Origin of the sequence: Labedella populi, from assembly GCF_004078655.1 — a bacterium.
Lineage (GTDB): Bacteria > Actinomycetota > Actinomycetes > Actinomycetales > Microbacteriaceae > Labedella > Labedella populi.
Genome location: NZ_RZNC01000005.1, coordinates 1 through 20,077 on the forward strand (window position 1 = coordinate 1; position 20,077 = coordinate 20,077).

The 20,077-nt window shown below is 68.9% G+C and carries 22 protein-coding genes; 15 read left to right on the top strand and 7 right to left on the bottom strand.

What is annotated here, in order from left to right:
• Positions 1–545: 545 nt before the first annotated feature.
• A complete protein-coding gene (locus ELQ92_RS12855) occupies positions 546–1,007 on the bottom strand; it encodes a DUF3817 domain-containing protein (protein WP_128499636.1) in 462 nt (153 codons plus the stop codon).
• Positions 1,008–1,148: 141 nt separating this feature from the next.
• Here ELQ92_RS12855 and ELQ92_RS12860 point away from each other — a divergent pair, with 141 nt between their 5' ends.
• Positions 1,149–2,501, top strand: a complete 1,353-nt coding sequence (locus ELQ92_RS12860; protein WP_243695027.1) for a D-arabinono-1,4-lactone oxidase — start codon at positions 1,149–1,151, stop codon at positions 2,499–2,501.
• Positions 2,502–2,557: 56 nt separating this feature from the next.
• Here the strand turns inward: ELQ92_RS12860 and ELQ92_RS12865 are convergent, their stop codons facing one another.
• A complete protein-coding gene (locus ELQ92_RS12865) occupies positions 2,558–2,812 on the bottom strand; it encodes a hypothetical protein (protein WP_128499638.1) in 255 nt (84 codons plus the stop codon).
• A gap of 353 nt (positions 2,813–3,165) precedes the next feature.
• On the opposite strand from ELQ92_RS12865, the gene ELQ92_RS12870 reads away from it, so the two are divergent.
• Positions 3,166–3,993 carry an SDR family oxidoreductase gene (locus ELQ92_RS12870; RefSeq protein ID WP_128499640.1) on the top strand — a complete coding sequence of 276 codons (828 nt, stop codon included), beginning with the start codon at positions 3,166–3,168 and terminating at the stop codon, positions 3,991–3,993.
• An 89-nt stretch (positions 3,994–4,082) separates the two neighbouring features.
• Positions 4,083–5,264, top strand: a complete 1,182-nt coding sequence (locus ELQ92_RS12875) for an alcohol dehydrogenase catalytic domain-containing protein (RefSeq protein ID WP_128499642.1) — start codon at positions 4,083–4,085, stop codon at positions 5,262–5,264.
• Between the two features lie 15 nt (positions 5,265–5,279).
• On the opposite strand, the gene ELQ92_RS12880 is transcribed toward ELQ92_RS12875, so the two are convergent.
• Together ELQ92_RS12880 and ELQ92_RS12885 are read right to left on the bottom strand one after the other, a co-directional pair.
• Positions 5,280–5,810 carry a CinA family protein gene (locus ELQ92_RS12880; protein WP_128499644.1) on the bottom strand — a complete coding sequence of 177 codons (531 nt, stop codon included), beginning with the start codon at positions 5,808–5,810 and terminating at the stop codon, positions 5,280–5,282.
• Positions 5,811–5,829: 19 nt separating this feature from the next.
• Complete coding sequence (locus tag ELQ92_RS12885) at positions 5,830–6,135, bottom strand: DUF7882 family protein (RefSeq protein ID WP_128499646.1); 306 nt, start codon at positions 6,133–6,135, stop codon at positions 5,830–5,832.
• 285 nt (positions 6,136–6,420) lie between these two features.
• Here ELQ92_RS12885 and ELQ92_RS12890 point away from each other — a divergent pair, with 285 nt between their 5' ends.
• Positions 6,421–7,785 carry an extracellular solute-binding protein gene (locus ELQ92_RS12890; RefSeq protein ID WP_128499648.1) on the top strand — a complete coding sequence of 455 codons (1,365 nt, stop codon included), beginning with the start codon at positions 6,421–6,423 and terminating at the stop codon, positions 7,783–7,785.
• Between the two features lie 74 nt (positions 7,786–7,859).
• On the opposite strand, the gene ELQ92_RS12895 is transcribed toward ELQ92_RS12890, so the two are convergent.
• Complete coding sequence (locus ELQ92_RS12895; RefSeq protein ID WP_128499650.1) at positions 7,860–8,030, bottom strand: CsbD family protein; 171 nt, start codon at positions 8,028–8,030, stop codon at positions 7,860–7,862.
• A 284-nt stretch (positions 8,031–8,314) separates the two neighbouring features.
• Between ELQ92_RS12895 and ELQ92_RS12900 the strand changes: the two genes are divergently transcribed.
• The 10 genes from ELQ92_RS12900 to ELQ92_RS12945 all read left to right on the top strand — a co-directional run bounded on the left by ELQ92_RS12900 (position 8,315) and on the right by ELQ92_RS12945 (position 17,337).
• A complete protein-coding gene (locus ELQ92_RS12900; RefSeq protein WP_128499652.1) occupies positions 8,315–9,262 on the top strand; it encodes a carbohydrate ABC transporter permease in 948 nt (315 codons plus the stop codon).
• Complete coding sequence (locus ELQ92_RS12905) at positions 9,259–10,314, top strand: carbohydrate ABC transporter permease (RefSeq protein ID WP_243695028.1); 1,056 nt, start codon at positions 9,259–9,261, stop codon at positions 10,312–10,314. The genes ELQ92_RS12900 and ELQ92_RS12905 overlap by 4 nt, the downstream gene beginning before the upstream one ends.
• 97 nt (positions 10,315–10,411) lie before the next feature.
• Positions 10,412–11,800, top strand: a complete 1,389-nt coding sequence (locus ELQ92_RS12910) for a cytochrome P450 (protein WP_128499654.1) — start codon at positions 10,412–10,414, stop codon at positions 11,798–11,800.
• Between the two features lie 142 nt (positions 11,801–11,942).
• On the top strand, positions 11,943–12,377 hold the full coding sequence (locus ELQ92_RS12915) for a phage holin family protein (RefSeq protein ID WP_128499656.1): 435 nt from the start codon (positions 11,943–11,945) through the stop codon (positions 12,375–12,377).
• Between the two features lie 384 nt (positions 12,378–12,761).
• Positions 12,762–13,112, top strand: coding sequence for a hypothetical protein (locus ELQ92_RS12920; RefSeq protein ID WP_128499658.1), 351 nt, complete (start codon positions 12,762–12,764; stop codon positions 13,110–13,112).
• A 60-nt stretch (positions 13,113–13,172) separates the two neighbouring features.
• A complete protein-coding gene (locus ELQ92_RS12925; protein ID WP_128499660.1) occupies positions 13,173–13,703 on the top strand; it encodes a type 1 glutamine amidotransferase domain-containing protein in 531 nt (176 codons plus the stop codon).
• Positions 13,704–13,730: 27 nt separating this feature from the next.
• The gene (locus ELQ92_RS12930; protein ID WP_128499662.1) at positions 13,731–14,093 is read left to right on the top strand and encodes a VOC family protein; all 363 of its coding nucleotides are present in this window, start codon (positions 13,731–13,733) and stop codon (positions 14,091–14,093) included.
• A 78-nt stretch (positions 14,094–14,171) separates the two neighbouring features.
• Complete coding sequence (locus tag ELQ92_RS12935) at positions 14,172–15,356, top strand: type III polyketide synthase (protein ID WP_128499664.1); 1,185 nt, start codon at positions 14,172–14,174, stop codon at positions 15,354–15,356.
• Positions 15,353–16,162, top strand: coding sequence for a class I SAM-dependent methyltransferase (locus ELQ92_RS12940; protein ID WP_279432172.1), 810 nt, complete (start codon positions 15,353–15,355; stop codon positions 16,160–16,162). Before ELQ92_RS12935 ends, ELQ92_RS12940 begins: the two co-directional genes overlap by 4 nt.
• Entirely contained in the window at positions 16,159–17,337 is a 1,179-nt protein-coding gene (locus ELQ92_RS12945; protein ID WP_128499666.1) for an FAD-dependent oxidoreductase, read from the top strand. Before ELQ92_RS12940 ends, ELQ92_RS12945 begins: the two co-directional genes overlap by 4 nt.
• A gap of 43 nt (positions 17,338–17,380) precedes the next feature.
• Here ELQ92_RS12945 and ELQ92_RS12950 read toward each other — a convergent pair whose 3' ends face one another.
• A complete protein-coding gene (locus ELQ92_RS12950) occupies positions 17,381–18,571 on the bottom strand; it encodes an MFS transporter (protein ID WP_128499668.1) in 1,191 nt (396 codons plus the stop codon).
• Positions 18,572–18,593: 22 nt separating this feature from the next.
• On the opposite strand from ELQ92_RS12950, the gene ELQ92_RS12955 reads away from it, so the two are divergent.
• Positions 18,594–19,217, top strand: coding sequence for a TetR/AcrR family transcriptional regulator (locus tag ELQ92_RS12955; protein ID WP_128499670.1), 624 nt, complete (start codon positions 18,594–18,596; stop codon positions 19,215–19,217).
• A gap of 4 nt (positions 19,218–19,221) precedes the next feature.
• Here ELQ92_RS12955 and ELQ92_RS12960 read toward each other — a convergent pair whose 3' ends face one another.
• Positions 19,222–20,076 (bottom strand): UbiA family prenyltransferase, encoded by an 855-nt coding sequence (locus tag ELQ92_RS12960; RefSeq protein ID WP_128499929.1) that lies wholly within the window; start codon positions 20,074–20,076, stop codon positions 19,222–19,224.
• Between the last annotated feature and the right edge of the window lies 1 nt (position 20,077).

Genomic DNA, 20,077 nt, shown 5'->3' on the forward strand with positions numbered 1-20,077 from the left:
CGCCGACCCGAACGGTGTCGGATCCATCGACGGACTCGACACACCCGTTCCCGTCACAACGATCGAACGACTCATCGACACCGGCGGGTTCCAACTCGAGACCTTCAGTGCGAACGGGCGGGTCCTGTCCCTGTCGTCCGTGCAGCGCTGCTTCAACGCGACTCAGCGCCGCGCGATCATCGGACGAGACGGCGGCTGCATCATCCCCGGCTGCAGGATTCCCGCCGGATGGTGCGAAGTCCACCACGTCATCCCCTGGCGAGACGGCGGCCGAACCCACGTCGACAACGGCGTCCTCCGACAACGGCGTCCTCCTCTGCTGGGGCCACCACCAGAACATCGACACCGGCCCCTGGCGCATCAGCACGCCCAACGGCGTCCCCCACGTGAGAGGACCGGGGCACGTCGAATGGACATACGTTACGAAATCACGGGCTCGGCTCCCCGCCACCGGCTGATCACGCCCGCCGGGGCCGGGTGCGCCCGTATACGCCAGCCTGCACTCGTACACGCCGCCTGCTCTCGCGCACGCCCGCCGGCGTTCGTCAGGACGAGGACGGAACCGGCGGACCGATGAGGAGGAGGGCGATGAACACCACCGTCACGAGCCCGACGGCGGAGACCGCCGCGACGACCGGTCGACGCAGCACCCACGCCTGAACATGCTCGAGGACTCCCCGCGGCCGATCGCCCCCCGCCGCGAGCCTCCACCCGCCGTCGAGTCGGCCACGGCGATCCATGACGACGTCGAAGGGAACGGTGGCGAACGGCACGACAGCACTCGCGAGCCCGAGAACCCCCGTCACGACGGACCACCGCTGATTCACCCAGACGAACACCGTCACGCCGACGAAGCACAGGAAGACGAAGCCGTGCACCCCACCAGCCGGCGGAATGAGGGCCTCCGTCGTCCGTATGACGTACTTGAGGAACATCGCGGTGAGCAGAAAAGCCCACGTGATGGCCTCGGCGATCGCGACGATGCGGAAGAGGAGTCGGGGAGTCATCACCTCGACGGTAACCCGCCGAGGTCACGGCTCCCTGGGGGCGGGGCCGTGCCCGACCCGCCGACGTGCGCGTCATTCCCGCTCGGAGGACGTAGCGTTGTCCCACGAGGACGACCCGTCGCCCCGCGATCAGGAGATGCGATGACGCACATGGACGCCGAGCCCGCGAACAGCCACAACACCGCGAACAGCCACAACACCGCGAACGGTGACGGTTGGCGGAGGGCGGGCGGCGAACGGCCGACGACCGGTGCCGATCGGGCGAACTGGGCGGGCAACTACACCTACTCGGGCGTGATCGTCGAGCCCGAATCCCTCGACGAGGTGAGGGCGATCGTCCGGTCCGGCCGACGGGTGCGGGCCCTCGGGACGAGGCACTCGTTCAACGCCCTGCCCGACAGCGAGACGCTCGTCCACCTCGGACGTCTGCCGTCCGACCCCGTCGTCGACGCGGAACGCGGCACGGTCACCGTCGGCTCGGCGACGCGCTACGGCGATCTGGCGCGGTTCCTGCACGAGCGCGGACTCGCCCTCCACAACCTCGGGTCACTGCCGCACATCTCCGTCGGGGGCGCGACCGCCACCGGCACCCACGGATCGGGCGACGACAACGGCACGCTCTCGAGCGCCGTGGCCGGTCTGCAACTCGTGACCGCCGACGGCGACCTCCTCGAGGTCGACCGAGAGACCGACGGCTTCGACGGCATGGTCGTGGGCCTCGGTGCCTTCGGAGTCGTCACTCGAGTGACCCTCGAGGTCCGGCCGACGTTCGACATCCGGCAGGACGCCTTCACGGGCGTGTCCTGGGATCGTCTCATCGAGGACTTCGACGCCGTGATGAGCGCCGCCTACAGCGTGAGTGTGCTCACCCGTTGGTCGGCAGACGTCATCGATCACCTCTGGCTCAAGACGCTCGTGACGGAGTCGACCCCGGACCTCATCGACGCGACGCACCTCGGCGCGGTCGCGGCTCCCACGTGGGAGCTCTCCGATGAGCAGCCCTCGAACCTCACTCCGTTCGGTGTCGCCCGCCCCTGGTCGGAGCTGCTGCCGCACTTCCGGCTCGACACCACCCCGAGCGCCGGAGAGGAGATCCAGACGGAATACCTCGTGCCCCGGTCGAGGATCCGGGAGGCGTTGCGGTCGCTGCGCCTGATCGGGGCGCGCATCGACGCAGCCCTCCTCATCACGGAACTCCGCACGGTGGCGGCCGACCGCTTGTGGCTGAGCGGAGCGTTCGAGCACGACGTCGTGGGCGTGCACTTCACGTTCGTTCCCGACGTGGATCGCGTGAACGCGGTCGTGCCGGCGATCGAAGAGATCCTCCTCCCGCTCGGTGGCCGACCCCACTGGGGGAAGCACTTCCTCGCGACGGCCCCCGACCTCGGTCCGCTGTACCCCCGCCTCGAGCAGTGGGCCGCTCTCGTCGAGACGTACGACCCTCGAGGCGTGTTCCGCAACCGCTTCATCGAGGAGCGCGTCCTCGGCGGGTGAGTGACGGGTGAGTGGCGGCGACGCGGGCGCGGCGGGCGCGGCGGGCGAGGCGAGCCTCAGGACTCGTCGGTCTCGGTCTCCCCGCCGTCGGTCATGACCGTGGGCTCCTCGATGCGCCCGTCCCGCGGTACCCTGAGTCCCTCCTCAGGCGACGCGCCGTGGCTGCCTCCCGCGATCTGGTCCACGGTCAACAGGCCGTCGGGGTCCTGCGCGTCCCGTTCCCCCGTGAGGCGCTCCCCGACGATCGCCGGGTCTTTCGCCGGGTCGTTCACCGCGGGCTCGCCACTCTCGTCACGTTGTGGGTCCGACATCCGTCCTCCGCTCCGATTGTTCGGTGGACGAACGACTCGTTCCACCGCGAGGCCAGACTTTATGCACATGTCGGAGATTGTCAATGCCCTGTGCTGAAGTGTGCCCGTCGATAACGTGGGTAATGGTTCGGATGCAGCACAGGCTTACGAAGCAGCGGCGCCCTCGGAGAAGGGGCGATCCGTAGGCTCGGAGCCTCGCGTTCGGCGTGGGGGTGGAGTGTGTCGGGTCATTCCACCCCCACTTTCTTCTTGTCGCCCCTCCCGGGGAGACGCGCCTTCGGCGTGCCCGTGAACGGCATGCCCGTCCGACCGCCCGGCACCGCGCGAAGCACTCGAAGAGCACTGGAGGAACGATGAGCGACAGCACGACGAGCAGCACGAGCACCCCCGACCCCACACGGACGGCGATCGTGACCGGCTCCGACTCCGGTATCGGGCGCGCCACCGCCGTCGCCCTCGCCCGCGACGGGTTCGATGTCGGCATCACGTGGCACTCGGACGAGGATGGCGCGAACGAGACGGCGGAGCTCGTGCGCCGGCACGGCGTCCGTGCCGTCGTCGCCCAGTTGGACACGACCGACCTCGAGAGCTGCGGGGACGTCGTCGACAGCATGGCGGACGAACTCGGCGGGCTCCACGTCTTCGTGAACAACGCCGGAATGGGTGAACACACGAAGTTCCTCGACCAGACGATCGACGACTGGCGGAAGGTGATCGCGGCCGACCTCGACGGCGCGTTCGTCTGCATTCAGCGTGCGGCGAAGCGCATGGTCGCGGCGGGCAACGGCGGCCGCATCATCGGCGTCACGAGCGTTCACGAGACGCAGCCGCGCGTCGGCTCGTCCGCCTACGACGCCGCCAAGCACGGCCTCGGCGGGCTCCTCAAGACCGTCGCCCTCGAACTCGGGCACCTCGGAATCACGGCCAACGCCGTCGCGCCGGGTGAGATCAACACCCCCATGAACTCCACCGAAGACGTGGACGCGCGCGAGATGGAGCGCCCGGGCGTTCCCCTCGGTCGCCCCGGCAACCCGGAGGAGATCGCCGACGTCATCGCTTTCCTCGCCTCGCCCCGGTCGTCGTACGTGACGGGCGCATCGTGGGCGGTCGACGGCGGAATGCTCAACATGGGCCCCCAGGCGGGCTCCCACCTCGAGAGCAACGACTGGCGCGAGAACTGACCCTCAGGCGGTCCCGTCTCCACCCCGCCTCACGCGCGACGCTCTCGGGCACGCCCAAGCACAGGCTCCATCGATCGAAAGGACTACCCATGAAGGCCCTCACCTGGCAGGCCAAGCGGAACGTGACCATCGAGGACGTACCGGACCCGCGGATCGTCGAGCCGACGGACGCGATCATCCGTGTGACCTCCGCAGCGATCTGCGGCTCGGACCTGCACCTTTACGAGCTGTTCGGTCCGTTCATCGGCAAGGGCGACGTCCTCGGCCACGAGACGATGGGGATCGTCGAGGAGGTCGGCTCCGAGGTCACGCGCGTGAAAGCGGGCGACCGTGTCGTCATCCCCTTCACGATCGCGTGCGGCGAGTGCTACATGTGCAAGCGCGGGCTGCAGTCGCAGTGCGAGACGACGCAGGTCCACGAGTACGGCACGGGAGCATCGCTCTACGGCTACACGAAGATGTACGGGCAGGTGCCGGGGGGCCAAGCCGAGTACCTACGGGTGCACCGTGCCGACGCCAATTGCATCGTCGTCGGCACCGAATTGCCCGACGACCGGTACCTCTTCCTGAGCGACATCCTCCCGACCGCCTGGCAGGCCGTGCAGTACGCCGGCGTGCCCGACGGCGGCAGCCTCGGCGTCTACGGCCTGGGGCCGGTCGGACAGTTCTCGGCGCGCATCGGCGCCTACCTCGGGTACGAGGTCTACGCGATCGATCCGGTGCCCGAGCGGCGGGCACTCGCGGAGAAGTATGGAATCCGCACCTTCGACTCGACCAAGACCGTCATCGAGGAGATCCGCGACGCGACGGACGGGCGGGGTCCCGACGCGGTGGTCGACGCTGTCGGGATGGAAGCCCACGGCTCGCCCGTCGCCGCAGCGGCCCACGCCGCGATCGGTCTCCTGCCGGACGCGATCGCGCGTCCCGCCATGGACAAGGCCGGTATCGACCGGCTCGCTGCGCTGCATGGAGCGCTCGAGCTCGTCCGCCGCGGCGGCACCGTCTCGATCAGCGGTGTCTACGGTGGCGAGGCGGACCCGATGCCGATGAAGTCGATGTTCGACAAGCAGGTCGCCCTGCGCATGGGTCAGTGCAACGTCGGGCGATGGACGCCGACGCTCCTGCCGCTCGCGGAGCGGGACGATGATCCGCTCGGCACCGCCGACCTCGTCACCCACCGGGTGCCGCTCGCGGAGGCGCCGCACATGTACGAGGTCTTCCAGAAGAAAGAGGACGGCTGCATCAAGGTCGTCCTCGACCCCGCCGCATGACCGGACGGGTCGCGCTCAACTGAGCGGACGGCCATCCGAGCAGGAGCCGTCGTCGCCGTTCTCGAGCATCGCTGCGAGAAGGGTGACGGCGGCTTCCGTCGCGGAGGAGACCACGTCGGCGGGGCCGCCCTCGAAATGGAATTCGCGCACCTCGAGGCGATCGCCCACGAGGGCGGCGATGAATGTCGTACCCTCCGGCTGCCCCTCCTCGGGGCCCGGGCCGCCGACACCCGTGGCGCCGATCGCCGCGTCCGCGCCGAAGAGCGACGCGACCCCACGGGCGAGCTGCTGCGCGCACGTCGCCGTCACGACGGGGCCGCGTTCGACTCCCAGCACCGAGAACTTGACCTCGGAGTCATAGGCGACGACACCGCCGGCGAACCACTCCGACGCGCCGGAGCCCGCCCCGAGTCGCGAGGCGATCGTGCCGCTCGTCAGAGACTCCGCGACGGCGACGCGGATCCCCGAGCCGCCGGCTCGATTTGCAATCCGATCGACGGCATCCTTCCCGTCGCCGGGACGATCGTCGCCTGTCGAAGAGGTCATGACGCCGGTCGGTAACCGCTCACTGCTCTTGCGGCTCGGGGCACTCGTCGAGGTCGAGACCTCGGACGGAGAACGACGCGGTCATGAGGCGCTCGAGCCAGACCTGGTTGAGCGTCGGGGGCTTGCTGCCGTTGAAACGGAAGTGCAAGTGGCTGTGCTCGTTGAGCCAGATGGAACTCCGGCCGGAGCCGAGGGCCAGCGAGTACGACCAGGACAGCAGGAAGCTCTCCTGACGGCGGAGCTTCTGACTGATGACGAACTTGACGTGCGCGAGTTGACGATCTTCGAACTCGAAGGTCTCGGTGCCGTAGATGAGGGAGGCCATGCGATGACTATGTCACTCGTATCGCCGAATCTTGAAATCTGTGACGCTCGGAAGCGGAAGTGAGAGTGAAACCACCGCTCGTCGGCGCGGCGATGAGTTGTCCCTCAGGAGCGCGTGGACGCGACCCCTCCCGACTCGCTCTCGCGGTTCTGTAGAGAAGCACACTTCTCCTCGTCGCGGCAAGGACTTTCTCGCCCGGCGCACTTCTGGCTACTTTCAGGCCGTCGCCGTTCGCCGAATCGACCATGCGTTCGCCACGCACGACGACAGAAGGAAAGGGAAGTCATGAGGAAAATCACTCGCACGCTCGTGGCGGTCGGAGCCGTCACCGCGGTCGCCGCCATGAGCGCCTGCAGTTCCGGGGGCGGCGCGACCCGGAGCGGCGACGTGTCGTTCTCCACGGAGGCGACCGGCACTCTCAACGCCTGGGGGTTCGAAAACGCGGACGACGTGGGGACGTCCCGGCTCGACTACGCCGCCGACCAACTCGGCGATGTCGAGGTCGAGATCGACCAGACGTCGTTCGACGCACAGAAGTTCACGACGCGCGTCGCCGGCGGAAACGTGCCCGACGTGGTCCAGATGGACCGTCGCTTCGTCGCGACCTACGCCTCCCAGGGGCTGATCATGCCCCTCGACGAGTGCTTCTCGATCCACGACGTCGACCCCGCGTCGACCTACTACGAGTCGGTGCTCGACGATGTCACGTACGACGACGGGGTGTGGGGGGTGCCGCAGTTCTATCAGCCGCCGGCCATCATCCTCAACAACCGTGTGCTCGAGGCCGCCGGGGTGGCGCCCGAGGAGATCGACACGTCCCAGCCGGACGTTCTTCTTGGTGCGATCGAGAAGATGTACCAGGAGAGCGATGGGAATCCCACGCTCATCGGGTTCGACCCGGTCGCCGGGGGCCAGGCCGGTCTCTGGATCCTCGGAGCGGGCGGAATGCTCGTCGAGGACGGGAAGCCGACGCTCGACGACGAGTCGAACGTCGCGGGGCTCGAGCTGCTCAAGCGCATCACCGATGCCCAGGGCGGTTACGCGAAGGTCAAGAGCTTCACGGACTCGTTCGACACCTTCGGCGAGAACAACCAGTTCGTCGCCGACCAGGTGGGCGCTCAGGTGAATGCGCAGTGGTACGTGAACGTGCTGAGCCCGTACGTCGACGCGCTCGACATCTCGGCCGTGCCGTTCCGCGGCGTGGATGGCGAGCCGTTCGCCGTCGCAGGCGGCCAGGCGTTCGTCATCCCGGCGAACGCGAAGAACCCCGACGCCGCGTGCTCGTGGGCTCTCGAGCTCACGAGCCTCGACGCGTGGAAGGCGGCCGGCGAGGCCCGCGCCGCGACGCTCTCCGAGACACCCGGCGCGATCAACGCCGGTCTCTTCACGGGCTCGCCGGAGGCCGACACGTTCGTCCGCGAGCAGTACGTGGGTGAGAGCGGGAACGCCGGATTCGATCAGACGATCTCGACCTATTACGACGCAGTCGAGAACGGCGAGACGTTCGGTGCCTCGCCGGCGGGTCAGCAGATCGAGTCCGAGTTGAACAACGCCGTCCAATCGGTGCTGCTCGGCGACAAGACCCCCGAGGACGCACTCGCCGACGCTCAGAACGCGGCGATGCGGGCATACGACCAGGCCGTCGGATAATCCGGCCCGGTCATCACTGCAGCGAGAACGGGCCCGGGGCGATGCTCCCGGGCCCGTTCTTCGTGGTCGCCTGCTTACTTGAAGGCGTCCTTGACGTTCTCGCCGGCCTGCTTGAGGTCGGCCTTCGACTGGTCTCCACGGCCCTCGGCAACCTTCTCGTCGTCGTTCGTCGCGTGGCCGAAAGTCTCTTTGGCCTTACCGGTGAGCTTCTCGGTGGTGTTCTCCACCTTGTCATCCGCACCCATGTGATCTCCCTTCGATGGTCCGACCGCCGGTGGGATTCCCGACGTGCCAGCGACGGTACCCCGAGGGTGCGCGCTGGGCGCGGCCTTGCGCAATCCGGACGAAGCGCGTACGCGGCTTTGCGAGAGAAGCGCTTCTCGTGGTTTCATCCCCTTGACATTTCGTCGGAGCAGCAGGGGAGCATGCTTCTCCTCGGAAAGCAATGTGTTGAACGAGTCGCCTCTCCCGCCATAACGTCCCATCGGGGCTCGGCACGGCGGGTCGCTCGAGGAGGGTGCACCAACAGATGTCGCAGACGCGAACGCAGCACACCCCGGTCTCCGAGATCCGGGTGCGCAAGTACAACAAGCGGGAAGCGATCGCCGGCTACTTGTTCATCAGCCCGTGGATCATCGGATTCCTGGTGTTCACGGCCGGAGCGATGGGGTACAGCCTCGTCATCTCGATGAGCGACTACAACCTCGCGACGGGTGAGATCTCCCCGACGGGCTTCGACAACTACGCGGGACTCTTCGAGGACCCCAAGGTCGCCCTGTCGCTCCGTAACACCCTGTTCTACGCGATCCTCGCCGTGCCGTTCGAGATCGCCTTCGCGCTCCTGCTCGCCTTCGTCCTCAACCGCGTCGGCCGCGGTGCCGGCTTCTTCCGCACGGTCTTCTACCTGCCGCGGATGACGCCGACGGTCGCGACCGCCGCGATGTTCCTCCTCCTGCTCAACGGCAACACCGGCGCGATCAACCAGTTCTTGCGAATCTTCGGCATCGAAGGCCCGCAGTGGCTCATCGACCCGGACTGGGTGAAGCCGTCGATCGTCCTCATGACGCTCTGGGGCGTCGCGGGGACGATGGTCATCTTCCTCGCGGCGCTCAAGAACGTGCCCGTCGAGCTCTACGAGGTGTCCGCGCTCGACGGCGCCGGGCCCGTCCGACAGTTCTTCTCGATCACCGTCCCGATGATCTCGGGAGCGATCTTCTTCAACGTGATCGTGCTGACGATCGCGGCCCTGCAGGTGTTCGACCAGGCCTATCTCCTGTTCTGGCGCGATCAGACGAACGCGTCGCCGGAGTCCTCGTTGTTCTACGGGGTCTACCTCTTCCAGCAGGCGTTCCGGCAGTTCAACTTCGGATTCGCGGCCGCGATGGCGTGGCTCTTGTTCGTCATCATCCTGCTCATCACCCTCGTGCAGGTGAAGGTCAGCAACCGATTCGTCTACTACGAGGGGGACAACCGATGAGCTCATCGACGGGCACCACGACGGGTCCGGGCCTCGACGACAGCACCGCCGGTGGCCCCGCTTCGGGGAAGGCCACTCCTGACGACGCCGTCTCGACCCACAGCGGCCCGATTGGCACGCTCCCGCCCGAGTTCGACGCCGAACTCGCCGAGCAGCCCGCCGGGCCGGCGCGCGCGGAACGCCGGTTCGCCGGAGACGCGAAGTACCGGACGCGTCGCCGGGTGCTCAAGGGAGTCCTCTGGGTCCTCCTCGCAGCCTTCAGCGCCCTGTTCCTCTACCCGTTCGTCTGGCTCGTGTCGGCGAGCCTCAAGCCGCGCGGCGAGGTCTTCGACAACCGCCTCATCCCGAACACGATCCTCCCCGGCAACTATGCGGAGGTCTGGAACCAGCTTCCGCTGTTCTCGTGGATCTTCAACAGTCTCGTCATCGCGCTCCTGGCCGCGGCGTTCGTGGCCGTCTCGAGCTCCCTCGTGGCATTCGGCTTCGCGTACTTCCGCTTCCCGGGCCGCGGCCTGCTCTTCGGCCTCGTCCTCGCGACGATGATGTTGCCGGGCGCCGTCACGATGGTGCCGCAGTACCTCATCTGGAAGAACCTCGGGTTGCTCGGCACGTCACTCCCGCTGTTCGCGGCGAATCTCTTCGGCTCGGCGTTCTACATCTTCCTCCAGCGGCAGTTCTTCCTCGGCTTGCCGAAGGAGCTATTCGAGGCGGCGCGTCTCGACGGGGCGAGCTACTTCGGGCTGTTCCGTCGCATCGCCTTGCCTCTCTCGATACCCTCGTTCGTCATCATCTTCCTGTTCGAGTTCCAGGCCAGCTGGAACAACCTGCAGGGAGCGCTCATTTACCTGAACGCGGGAAGCGTCGAGGGTTTCACGGTGCCGCTCGGCATCTCCTACGCCATGACGACGTTCAGCCCGACCAACGGCGGACACGGCGACTACCAGTACGTGATGGTCGCGAGCGTGATCGTCACGATCCCGATGCTCATCCTGTTCGCGTTCGGCCAGCGCTACTTCATCGAAGGCGTCGCGACCCAGGCGCGCAAGGGCTGAGTCCAGAAGCAACGGGCCAGCCCCCTGCACGGCGCCTTCGGCCAGGAAAGGGTGTCAAGCGCTTGAGAGGCGGGGCGATCGGGAGGAGGCTTCCGGCATGAGTCAACACGAGGGGAACGGCCGGATCCAGGAGCGGGACGAATCCAGGCGGTCCATCCGCCGTCGCTCCGGAGGACGCCGCGTCACTCGCCCGGCCGGGACCGACAGCTCCGTGGCACTCCTCACGGAGGGGTATCTCTACGGCCGCAATCGCTTCGAGCGCGCCGGAGGCGACCTCTTCGAGACCCGGCTGATGCTGCGCCCCGCGACGGTCGTGTACGGCGCGGACGCCGCTCGGATGTTCTACGACGGCGACCGATTCGGGAGAGAGCGCGCGATGCCGACCTCGGTCATGCACCTCCTGCAGGACGAGGGCAGCGTGCAATCGCTCACGGGAGCAGCACACCGGAGACGTAAGTCCCTGTTCGTCGAACTCCTCATGGACGACGCCGCGATCGCCGACGTGCAGAGCGTCTACCGGAACGAATGGGCGAGAGCCGTCCGCACCTGGACCGGTGAGGTCGTACTGCACGACGAACTCGTGCGACTTCTCACCCGTGTCGCTCTGCGCTGGGTCGGTATCGCTCCCTCCAACGTCGACGTCGATCGGCTGAGCGGTGACCTCATCGCGATGATCAACGGGGCGGGTTCCTTCGGGCCCGCGAATTGGGCAGCGCGGGCCCGCCGCCGGAACGCCGAACGGTGGGCGCGCGACGTCATCGCCGCCGACCGGAGGGAGTCCGAGCGGTTGAGGCTCTCCGGTCGGAAGTCCTCCCCGGCCGATGTGCGGCAGACTCCCCTGCGCCGCCTCGCGAACGCCCGTGGTGACGACGACCGGCCGCTTCCCCTCGAGGTCGCCGCCGTCGAACTCCTCAACGTGCTGCGCCCGACGGTCGCCGTCGCCCGATTCATCGTCTTCGGGGCTCACGCGATGAATCGGTGGCCCGGGTGGCGGCGGCGACTGCGCACGGGAGCCACTCCCGAGCAGGACGCTCTCCTCCTGACCCACGAGGTACGCCGGTGTTACCCTTTCTTCCCCGTCATCGGCGGCACGGCGACACGGTCGTTCGAGTGGCGGGACCGGGTCTTCGAGCCGGGCGACTGGGTCCTGCTCGACCTGTATGCGACGAACCACGACGAGCGTATCTGGGGAGACTCCACCGTCTTCCGCCCCGACCGTTTCCGCGACTGGGACGGCGACCCGTTCACGCTCGTGCCTCAAGGCGCCGGTGACGCCGCGAGCGGGCACCGGTGCCCAGGAGAGCGTGCGACCGTCGCCATCATGGAGACCGCCATGCTCGAACTCGCCCGGCTCGACTACTACCTGCCGGAGCAGGACCTGAGCATCGCACTCAACCGCTTCCCGGCCCTCCCCCACAGCGGGTTCCTGATAGGACTCCTCCCTCCGGCCCGCGCCCGCGGTCGAGCTCCATCGCCTCTCGGGTGACGGGCGAGGGCGCGGGAAGTATAGGGCCTGCCCCCCGAGCGGGGAACGGTCACACCTTCCGTTTGTCGTTCTCCCCTTCGGCGCGGGAGCATGGAACGGACAGCACGAACCCGATCCGGGATCATCGACGAGAGGACCGACAATGTCCACACGCTCCACGGAGGATCGCCCAAGCCTTCAAGACAGGTCTCTCGGCTCGCTCATCGGACGTCTGCCCGAACTCATCTCGCGGCTCATCCGCGGCGAGATCCAGCTCGCGAAGCAGGAGATGACGGCGAAACTCAAGTCGGCGGGCGTCGGTGTCGGCCTTCTCGTGGGCGCCGGGATCCTCGCGATCATCTTCCTGCAGATCCTGCTGGCGGCGGCGATCATCGCCTTGTCCCTGATCTTGCCTGCATGGGCCTCGGCACTCATCGTCGGCGGAGTGGTGCTGATCATCGTCATCGTGCTGGCACTCGTCGGGCTGAAGGCGCTCAAGACGGGCGTCCCCCCTGTGCCGACCGAAGCCGTCGAGAACGTGAAGGCCGACGTCCGGGCCTTCAAGGGCGAGGGCGAGTATGACAGCGCCAACCGCTGAGACGTTCGATCCGACGCGGCGGTGGGGGGATCTTGTCTCCCGCGTTCGTGCTCGGGCGGCAGAGCAGCCCGTCCCCGTGGCGGCGGTCGTCGCCGCCGGCAGCGCCGTCGTAGCCCTCGCCGTCTTCCTGCTGATCCGGGTCCGCCGGCGCTGACGACGACCCGTCGTCCACACCGCCGCCCGGGCTAGTCCGCTCCCCTCCGACTGTCAAGGAGGTGTCCCTCGCGCGGGGTGCGCCTACCGTGGAAGCAGCGGGTGATCGAAGACGATTCCCGCGAAACCTCGCTCGCGTCAGGCGCAGACGAGGGAGCCGGCACCGGACGCACACCGGCAGCCGATGGCAGCGGGCCGCGGACGTCGGCGCGCATGAAGGGGAGCTGCATCATGACACTGGACATCCACACCACCCGGGACATCCACGCCACCCGGAAGAGCACCCGGCCAGTCCGGCCGGTGGCACCGGCGGGTGACGCCGCACCGATGCGTGAGGCGGCACCGATTCGTGAGCACACGCCACTCATTCACGCCGGTGTCGTCGAGACCGACGCACATGACGAACTCGTCCTCGACCGCGTCTCCCCGAGTCTCTTGCGCGTCGCGCATGGCGAGCGGGTCATGGGCTTCGTCGAGCACGTGGGCCGCGTCTACGTGGCCCTCGCGGGCGAGCGCTACGACCGCGCCGTCGAGGTCGCACAGTCCCTCGACGTGACCCGCGCGGCACGCGCGCTCGTCTGACCCGCACGACGCCCGAGTACCCGAGACAGAACCGACAGCACGACGCATGAAGGAGGAACGATGAGCGCTCTCGTCATCACCACGAACTACGGAGTCGAGCAGGACGAACTCACGGAGCCGGTCAAGGCCCTCCGTGACGCCGGTATCGACGTCACCATCGCGGCCGTGTCCACCGACCCCATCCAGACCCTCGTCGGAGACAAGGACCCGGGCGAGACCGTCACGCCGGACACCACGATCGACGCCGTCGATCCAGCGTCCTTCGATCTCCTCGTCGTGCCGGGCGGCACGATCAACGCCGACAACATCCGCCAGCAGAGCGACGCCATCGAGATCGCCCGCAGTTTCGCGCGTGACGGCAAGACGATCGCCGCCATCTGCCATGGTCCGTGGCTGCTGGTGGAGGCGGGCCTGACGGACGGCCGGAGCCTCACGTCGTGGGCGAGCCTCAAGACGGATCTCCGGAACTCCGGCGCGACGTGGACGGACGAGGAACTCGTCACGGACTCCGACGGGGACTGGACGCTCATCACCTCCCGCTCGCCCGAGGACCTGCCGGCATTCACCGACGCCATCACCTCCACGTCCTGAGCACGCGCTCGAGGCAGGATGACCGCTATGAGGATCACACGGAAGATCGTCGTGTTCGACACCGCTGACCTCGAGGCCGAGAGCTCCTTCTGGGCCGACCTGCTGGGCGGCACCGTCGAACGCGACGACGACTGGCATTCGCTCCACGTCGATGGAAGGGAGGAACTCGCCTTCCAGCTCGCACCCGACCACGTGCCCCCGCAGTGGCCGGACGGCGAGCCCCAGCAGCTCCACCTCGACCTCATCGTCGACGACATCCGGTCGGCGCACGACGAGGCGATGGCGGTCGGCGCCCGGCTCCTGAAGCGTGCCGACGATCTCGACGCGCCAAAGGGGTTCCAGGTCTACGCCGACCCGGCGGGCCACCCCTTCTGCCTCTGCTGGGAGTGAGGAGCGGGCACCGTAGCCCCCGAAGCCGGGGATCGACAGGGGCACCGGCGAGTGCCCGGTCGCGATTAGCCTGACACCATGCCCGCCCGTATCCGCTCCATCGAAACCCGCGTGCCGGACGCCGTCATCTCGCAAGAGTCGGTGCGCGACATCTTCCGAAGCCAGCCAGACGCGTCGCGGTTGGCGCAGCGACTCATCGGCGCCGCATTCGACGCGTCCGCCATCGACACCCGCCACACCGTGATCAGCGAACTGGCCGACCGGGCACCGGGCGGCTCCGCACCGGCGGACGGCACTGCTCCTTCGGACGATTCCGCGCCGATCTTCTTCTCCCGGGAATCGGGGCGGATCCTGAACCCCGGCACGGGCGTACGCAACGACGTCTACACGCGCGAGGCACCTCCTCTCCTCATCGGAGCGGCGCGCGCCGCTCTCGACGCGTCGGGCTTCGAGGCGTCCGACGTGACCCACGTCGTCACGGTCTCCTGCACCGGATTCTTCGCGCCCGGGCCGGATTACCGACTCGTCCGCGCTCTCGGGCTCGACGCGGACACTCAGCGCTACCACCTCGGGTTCATGGGATGCTACGGCGCGTTCCCGGCGCTGCGCTCCGCCGCCCAGTTCTGCGCGGCCGACCCGGACGCGGTGGTCCTCGTGGTGTGTGTCGAGCTCTGCACACTACACATCCGCTCGTCCGACGACCCCGACTCGATCGTCGCCTCGTCGGTGTTCGCGGACGGAGCCGCAGCCGCGGTCGTCACCGCGCGGGAGGACGGAGCGATCGGGCCGTCCCTCGAGCTGGACCACTTCTCCACGACGATCACGAGCGACGGCGAAGCGGACATGGCGTGGACGATCTCCGATCACGGCTTCGAGATGGTCCTGAGCAGCTACGTCCCCCAGATCATCGGACGCTCGATCGAGGCAGCCCTGGCGCCGGTCATGAGCACCGTCGACGGAGCCGTCGACGATCCCTCCGGACGGATCGAGAAGTGGGCGATCCATCCGGGCGGGCGGAGCATTCTCGACCGGGTGCAAACGACCCTCCGTCTCGACGACGCGCAACTGGAGCCGTCCCGCGAGGTCCTCCGAACGGTCGGCAACATGTCGAGTGGAACCGTGCTGTTCATCCTGCGTTCCATCCTGCACGGCGACGACGCCTCCGTGACGGCACCCGACGCGGCCGAACGCGTGTGCGCGATGGCGTTCGGACCCGGCCTCACCGTGGAGTCCGCGATGATGACTCGTCGAGGCGGACGGTGAACGTCTCTCCGCAGCGCGCAGCGTCCCGGAGACGACGGGACGACGCGTGGTGGCCGTCGCTCCGCGAACGCGACACCGAGCTCATCGAGTTGATGGACGACCCCGATTGTGACCCGATCGCGCTCGATCGCACGTATGCGCGCTTCGGCATGGTCAATCGCCTCGTGTCCGGGTGGCGCGGCGTCTATCGCGACCTCATCCGGCCGCTCGCGCGCGAGGCGCTCACCTCCCCGACGGGAGCGTCGTCGCTCTCGATACTCGACATCGGGTTCGGCGGAGGTGACGTCCCCATCGCGCTCGCGCGGTGGGCGCGATCCGACGGTCTCGAACTCGTCATCACCGCGATCGATCCCGATGCGAGGGCCTTCGCCTTCGCGACGAACCGTCCCGCTCCGCCGAACGTGTCGTTCCGCCGCGAGGGCAGCTCCGAACTCGTGGCCCGCGGGGAGCGCTTCGACGTCGTGCTCTCGAACCACGTGCTCCACCATCTCGACGCGACGGCCCTCGACCAGGTCCTCGGCGACTCGGCGGCGCTCGCCCGCCGTCTCGCCGTCCACAACGACATCCAGCGCAGCCGGGCAGCATACGTCGGCTATCAGGTCGGCATCACGCCGATCGCCCGCGGCTCCTTCCTGCGCACGGACGGCTTGCGCTCCATCCGACGGAGCTACACCGCGCGAGAGCTCGCACGTGTCCTCCCGAGCGGCTGGCGCGTGGAGCGGCACGCACCCTTCCGGGTCCTCGCCCTCCTCGACGCCGTCGGGATGGAGTCGGCCTCGACCGGCGATGGGCACGACCGGCGATGATCGACGTCCTCATCATTGGAGCGGGAGCGACCGGTCTGTTCGCCGCGGGAGCTTTCGCGCGCGCGGGACTCGAAGTCGAGGTGTGGGAGAAGCGGAACGAGCGAGCGCTGCTCTCCCGCGCGATCGGCGTGCACGCTCCCGCGCTCGCGGCACTCGAGCGCGTCGGAGCGGCGGAGCCGCTCATCGACGAGGCCGTCCGCGTCCGACGTGGTCACGCCCGCGTCGCCCCGCTCATCGGCACGGCAGTGCGGCCCCGCCACGTCGGCACGGTGTCGTTCGACGGCGTCTCGCGCCGATTCCCCTTCGTCGCGACGCTCCCGCAGCATCGCACGGAGGCGCTCCTCGAGGAGGTGCTGCGCACGATCGGCACCGCGCCCGTCCGGTACGGCCTCGACGTCGTCGGCGTCGCACCCGATCCCCGAGGAGTGACGGTGAGGGGTGAGGGCACGGGCACCGCTCGGACCGGCACCCAGACGCAACAGCGCGCGCGGTTCGTCGTCATCGCCGATGGCACCGAGAGTCCCGCGCGGCGCCGACTCGGCGTGCGGACGAGCGGCCGGAGCTACCGCGACCGCTACCTCATGGGCGACGTGGCCGACACGACCGACGACGGGGAGGACGCGGTCGTGACGCTCACGCCCGACGGCGTCGTCGAGTCCTTCCCCCTCCCGGGTGGTGTGCGGCGCTTCGTCGCACACACTCCGGTGCTGTTGCCTCACGCCGGAGCGGACGTGCTCGCACGCCTCGTCGCGACACGAACGGGCATCACCGTCGACCCGGCCTCGGCGACCCTCGTGAGCGCCTTCGGGGTTCGGCGCTCCCTCGCCGAACGCTTCGCCGTCGGCACACGCATCGCCATCGTGGGCGATGCCGCCCACGAGATCAGTCCCATCGGCGGCCAGGGGATGAATCTCGGGTGGCTCGACGTCGCCGCGCTCGTGCCCGTCGTCGTCGCTCTCCTGGACGGGAGCGCGTCATCGGATCGGCTCGAGGCCTGGGACCGCACGCGACGCACCGCGGCCGTCGCCGCCGCTCGGCAGGCGGAAGTCAACATGGCCCTGAGCGCTCCCGGAACGTCCATCGGAATCCGAGCGCGAGCGGCCGTGCTCTCGCGAGTGCTGCGTGGCACGGGGGGATCCCGTCTCGGGCGCGTCTACGCGATGGGCGGCGACTGAGCCGCCCATCGGTAGCGGGTCCAGTGCCGCAACCTCAGTGCCGCTACCTCAGCGACCCAGCCGCAGCCGGACCCGGGTCACTCCCATGCCGGGTCCGGGTCACTCCCATGCCGGCGGCCCCCGCGCCGACAGCGGCGGCGGCGAGGAAGGCGAGGGGGTATCCGGCGACGACGACGAGGAGGCCGGCGGCCACCGCTCCGATGGCCTGGCCGAGGATCAGCACGACGAAGAGCAGGGCGGTGCCCGCGGCCGCGCGCTCGGAATCGATCCGCATCGTCCATCCGATGAGCGCGCCGCTGCCCGCCGTGTACGCCCAGCCGAAGATGACGGCCGCACCGAGGATGACGGCGGGTCGTTCCGAACCGACGCCGACGATCGCCGAGGTGATCGCGATGAGACCGGCGGTCACGGCCCACAGATGGCGCGGCTCCGCGCGATCGGTGAACCGGGAGGAGAGGATCACGGTCGACCCGCCGAGGCCGAGTGCCACCCAGGCCGTGATCGAGAGGGTCTCGCCGGACCCGGCATCGACGAGGACGGTGCGGGCGTACGTCCACACCGCCGCGGATCCGAATCCCATCAGCAGCGCCGCCACGATGACACGCGTGTGGTCCACGTACCACGACAGCGGCGGAAGCGCCCTGGCCGGTGAGGCGTCGGGGGCGGGCCCGCGATCGGCGAGGAGCACGAGCACGCCGACGATGACCGTGAACACGGCGGAGAGGAACCAGGCTGCGCGCCAGTCGGGAAGGAGCAGGAGAGCGAGGAGACCCGCGAGGGCGAGTCCCGGACCCGTGCCCGCGTTCACGACCGTCTGGAACCGTGGCACGGAACGCTCCGGGAGGTTCCGCCCCACGAGGGTCACGAGAGCCGGCGATGCGAGTCCCGCGCCGGCGGAGCTCCCGATCGCGAACACCGCGAAGAGCGTGACGTTCGGGGCCACGGCCATACCGAGCGCTCCCGCAGCACCGGCGATCGTGGCGGCCGTGGCGATGATCCGGGCGTGGCGCGAGGCCAAGATGAATCCGGCGATCGCCCCCACGCAGTACACAACCGACGCTCCGCCGGAGATCACCCCGGCTGTGTCGAGGGCGAGACCCAGCTCCCGCCGCACGTCGGGGAGGAAGAGCCCGAAAGCGAGCCGGATGAGCCCGTAGGTCGCGGCGATCAGTCCGGTCCCCGCCGTCACGAGGACGAGCGACGAGGTGGACTCAAACGAAAACGCACGTTTCACTTTTGTAGTCTAGGGTGCTGTCATGGCGATCCGCGAGAGCACCGAGACCCGACTGCTCGACGCTGCGGACGACCTCTTCTTCACTCGAGGCATCGCGGCGACGCCGATCGACGCCGTCATCGAGCAAGCGGGAGTCTCCGCCGCAACGCTCTACCGGGGCTTCGCGAGCAAGGAAGCGCTCCTCGCGGCCGCCCTCGACCGCCGCCATCGCGCGTGGATCGCGACATGGGATGAGGCCGTCGCCCGTCACGACGACGACGAGGACCGCCTGCTCGCGGTGTTCGACGCACTCGACGATTTCCGCGAACGTCCTCTCGGATCGCGTTGGTGCGCCGTCCTCGGCACGGCCGCCGAGTACGAACACGGGCCCGAGGAGGTCGCCGCCGCGGTGCGGCGCGATTCGGAGGCTCTGCGCACACGGCTCCGCGATCTCTCCCGGCCCCTCGTCCGCGAGCAGGACGGCGGCGGGCGCGGCGGGAAGGCGGCGCTGCTCGGAGACGAGCTCCTCCTGCTCGTCACGGGCGACCTCGCGATGCGGTTGCGGGACCCCCGCCACACCACGGCGCTCGCGCGCGGCATCGCCCGGACCCTCATCCGTTCCGTGCGCACGACACGCACGACACGCACGGCACACGCTGCACAGTAGAGGCTCACGCGACGAGGCGGACTCCGCCGAGCGCCAGCTGGATCGCGATGAGGAGCCCCGCGGCCATCACGAGGCGGAAGAGCAACCGATGCGCCGGCCGACCCACCGCGAGCACGAGGCCGACGAGAGCGATCAGGAGGGTCGCGGCGAAGCCCACGACTTCGACGACGCCGGGCGGCCGTCCGGGTGACGCCCCGCTCAACAGGGTCGGACCGACGAGGACCACGACGGCTCCGAGCGCGAGAGCCGTGAACGCGAGTGCCCCGGCGACCCGGCGGCCGAGCCGGTGCGGCAGCCCGCGCACGCCCGTCCTCCGGTCGTCGATGAGATCGGGGAGGGCGTTCGTGAAGTGGATCGAGACGCCGAGGATCGCACCCGTCGCACTCGCCCACGCGGCGGCACCGGCAGGCTCCGACGCCGACAGGGTGGCGAGCGACGGCACCGTGCCGAAGCTCACGACGAACGGCAGGACCGAGAACGCGGTGCGCTTGAGCCAGGCGTTGTAGACCCACCCTCCCGCGATGACGACGGTGTGCGCGACGAGCATCCCGACGCCGAGCACCGCGGAGAGCGCGAGCGCGAGGACGAGGGCGATCGCCGCGGCCACGGCGACGGTGCGGCGGCTGATCTCCCCGCGCGCGATCGGCTTGTCGACGCGACCCACCTCGGCATCGCGGGTCGCGTCGATCGCATCATTCGAGAACCCGATCGACAGCTGCCCGGCGAGCACGGCGGCGCCGAGCACCAGCAGTCGCCACGGCTCGAGAGTGATCGCGAGGCCCAGTACGACACACAGGACGGTGACCGCGGCGGTCGGTCCCGGGTGCGAGGAGAGCAGGAGCAGACGGAGTGTGCGCACC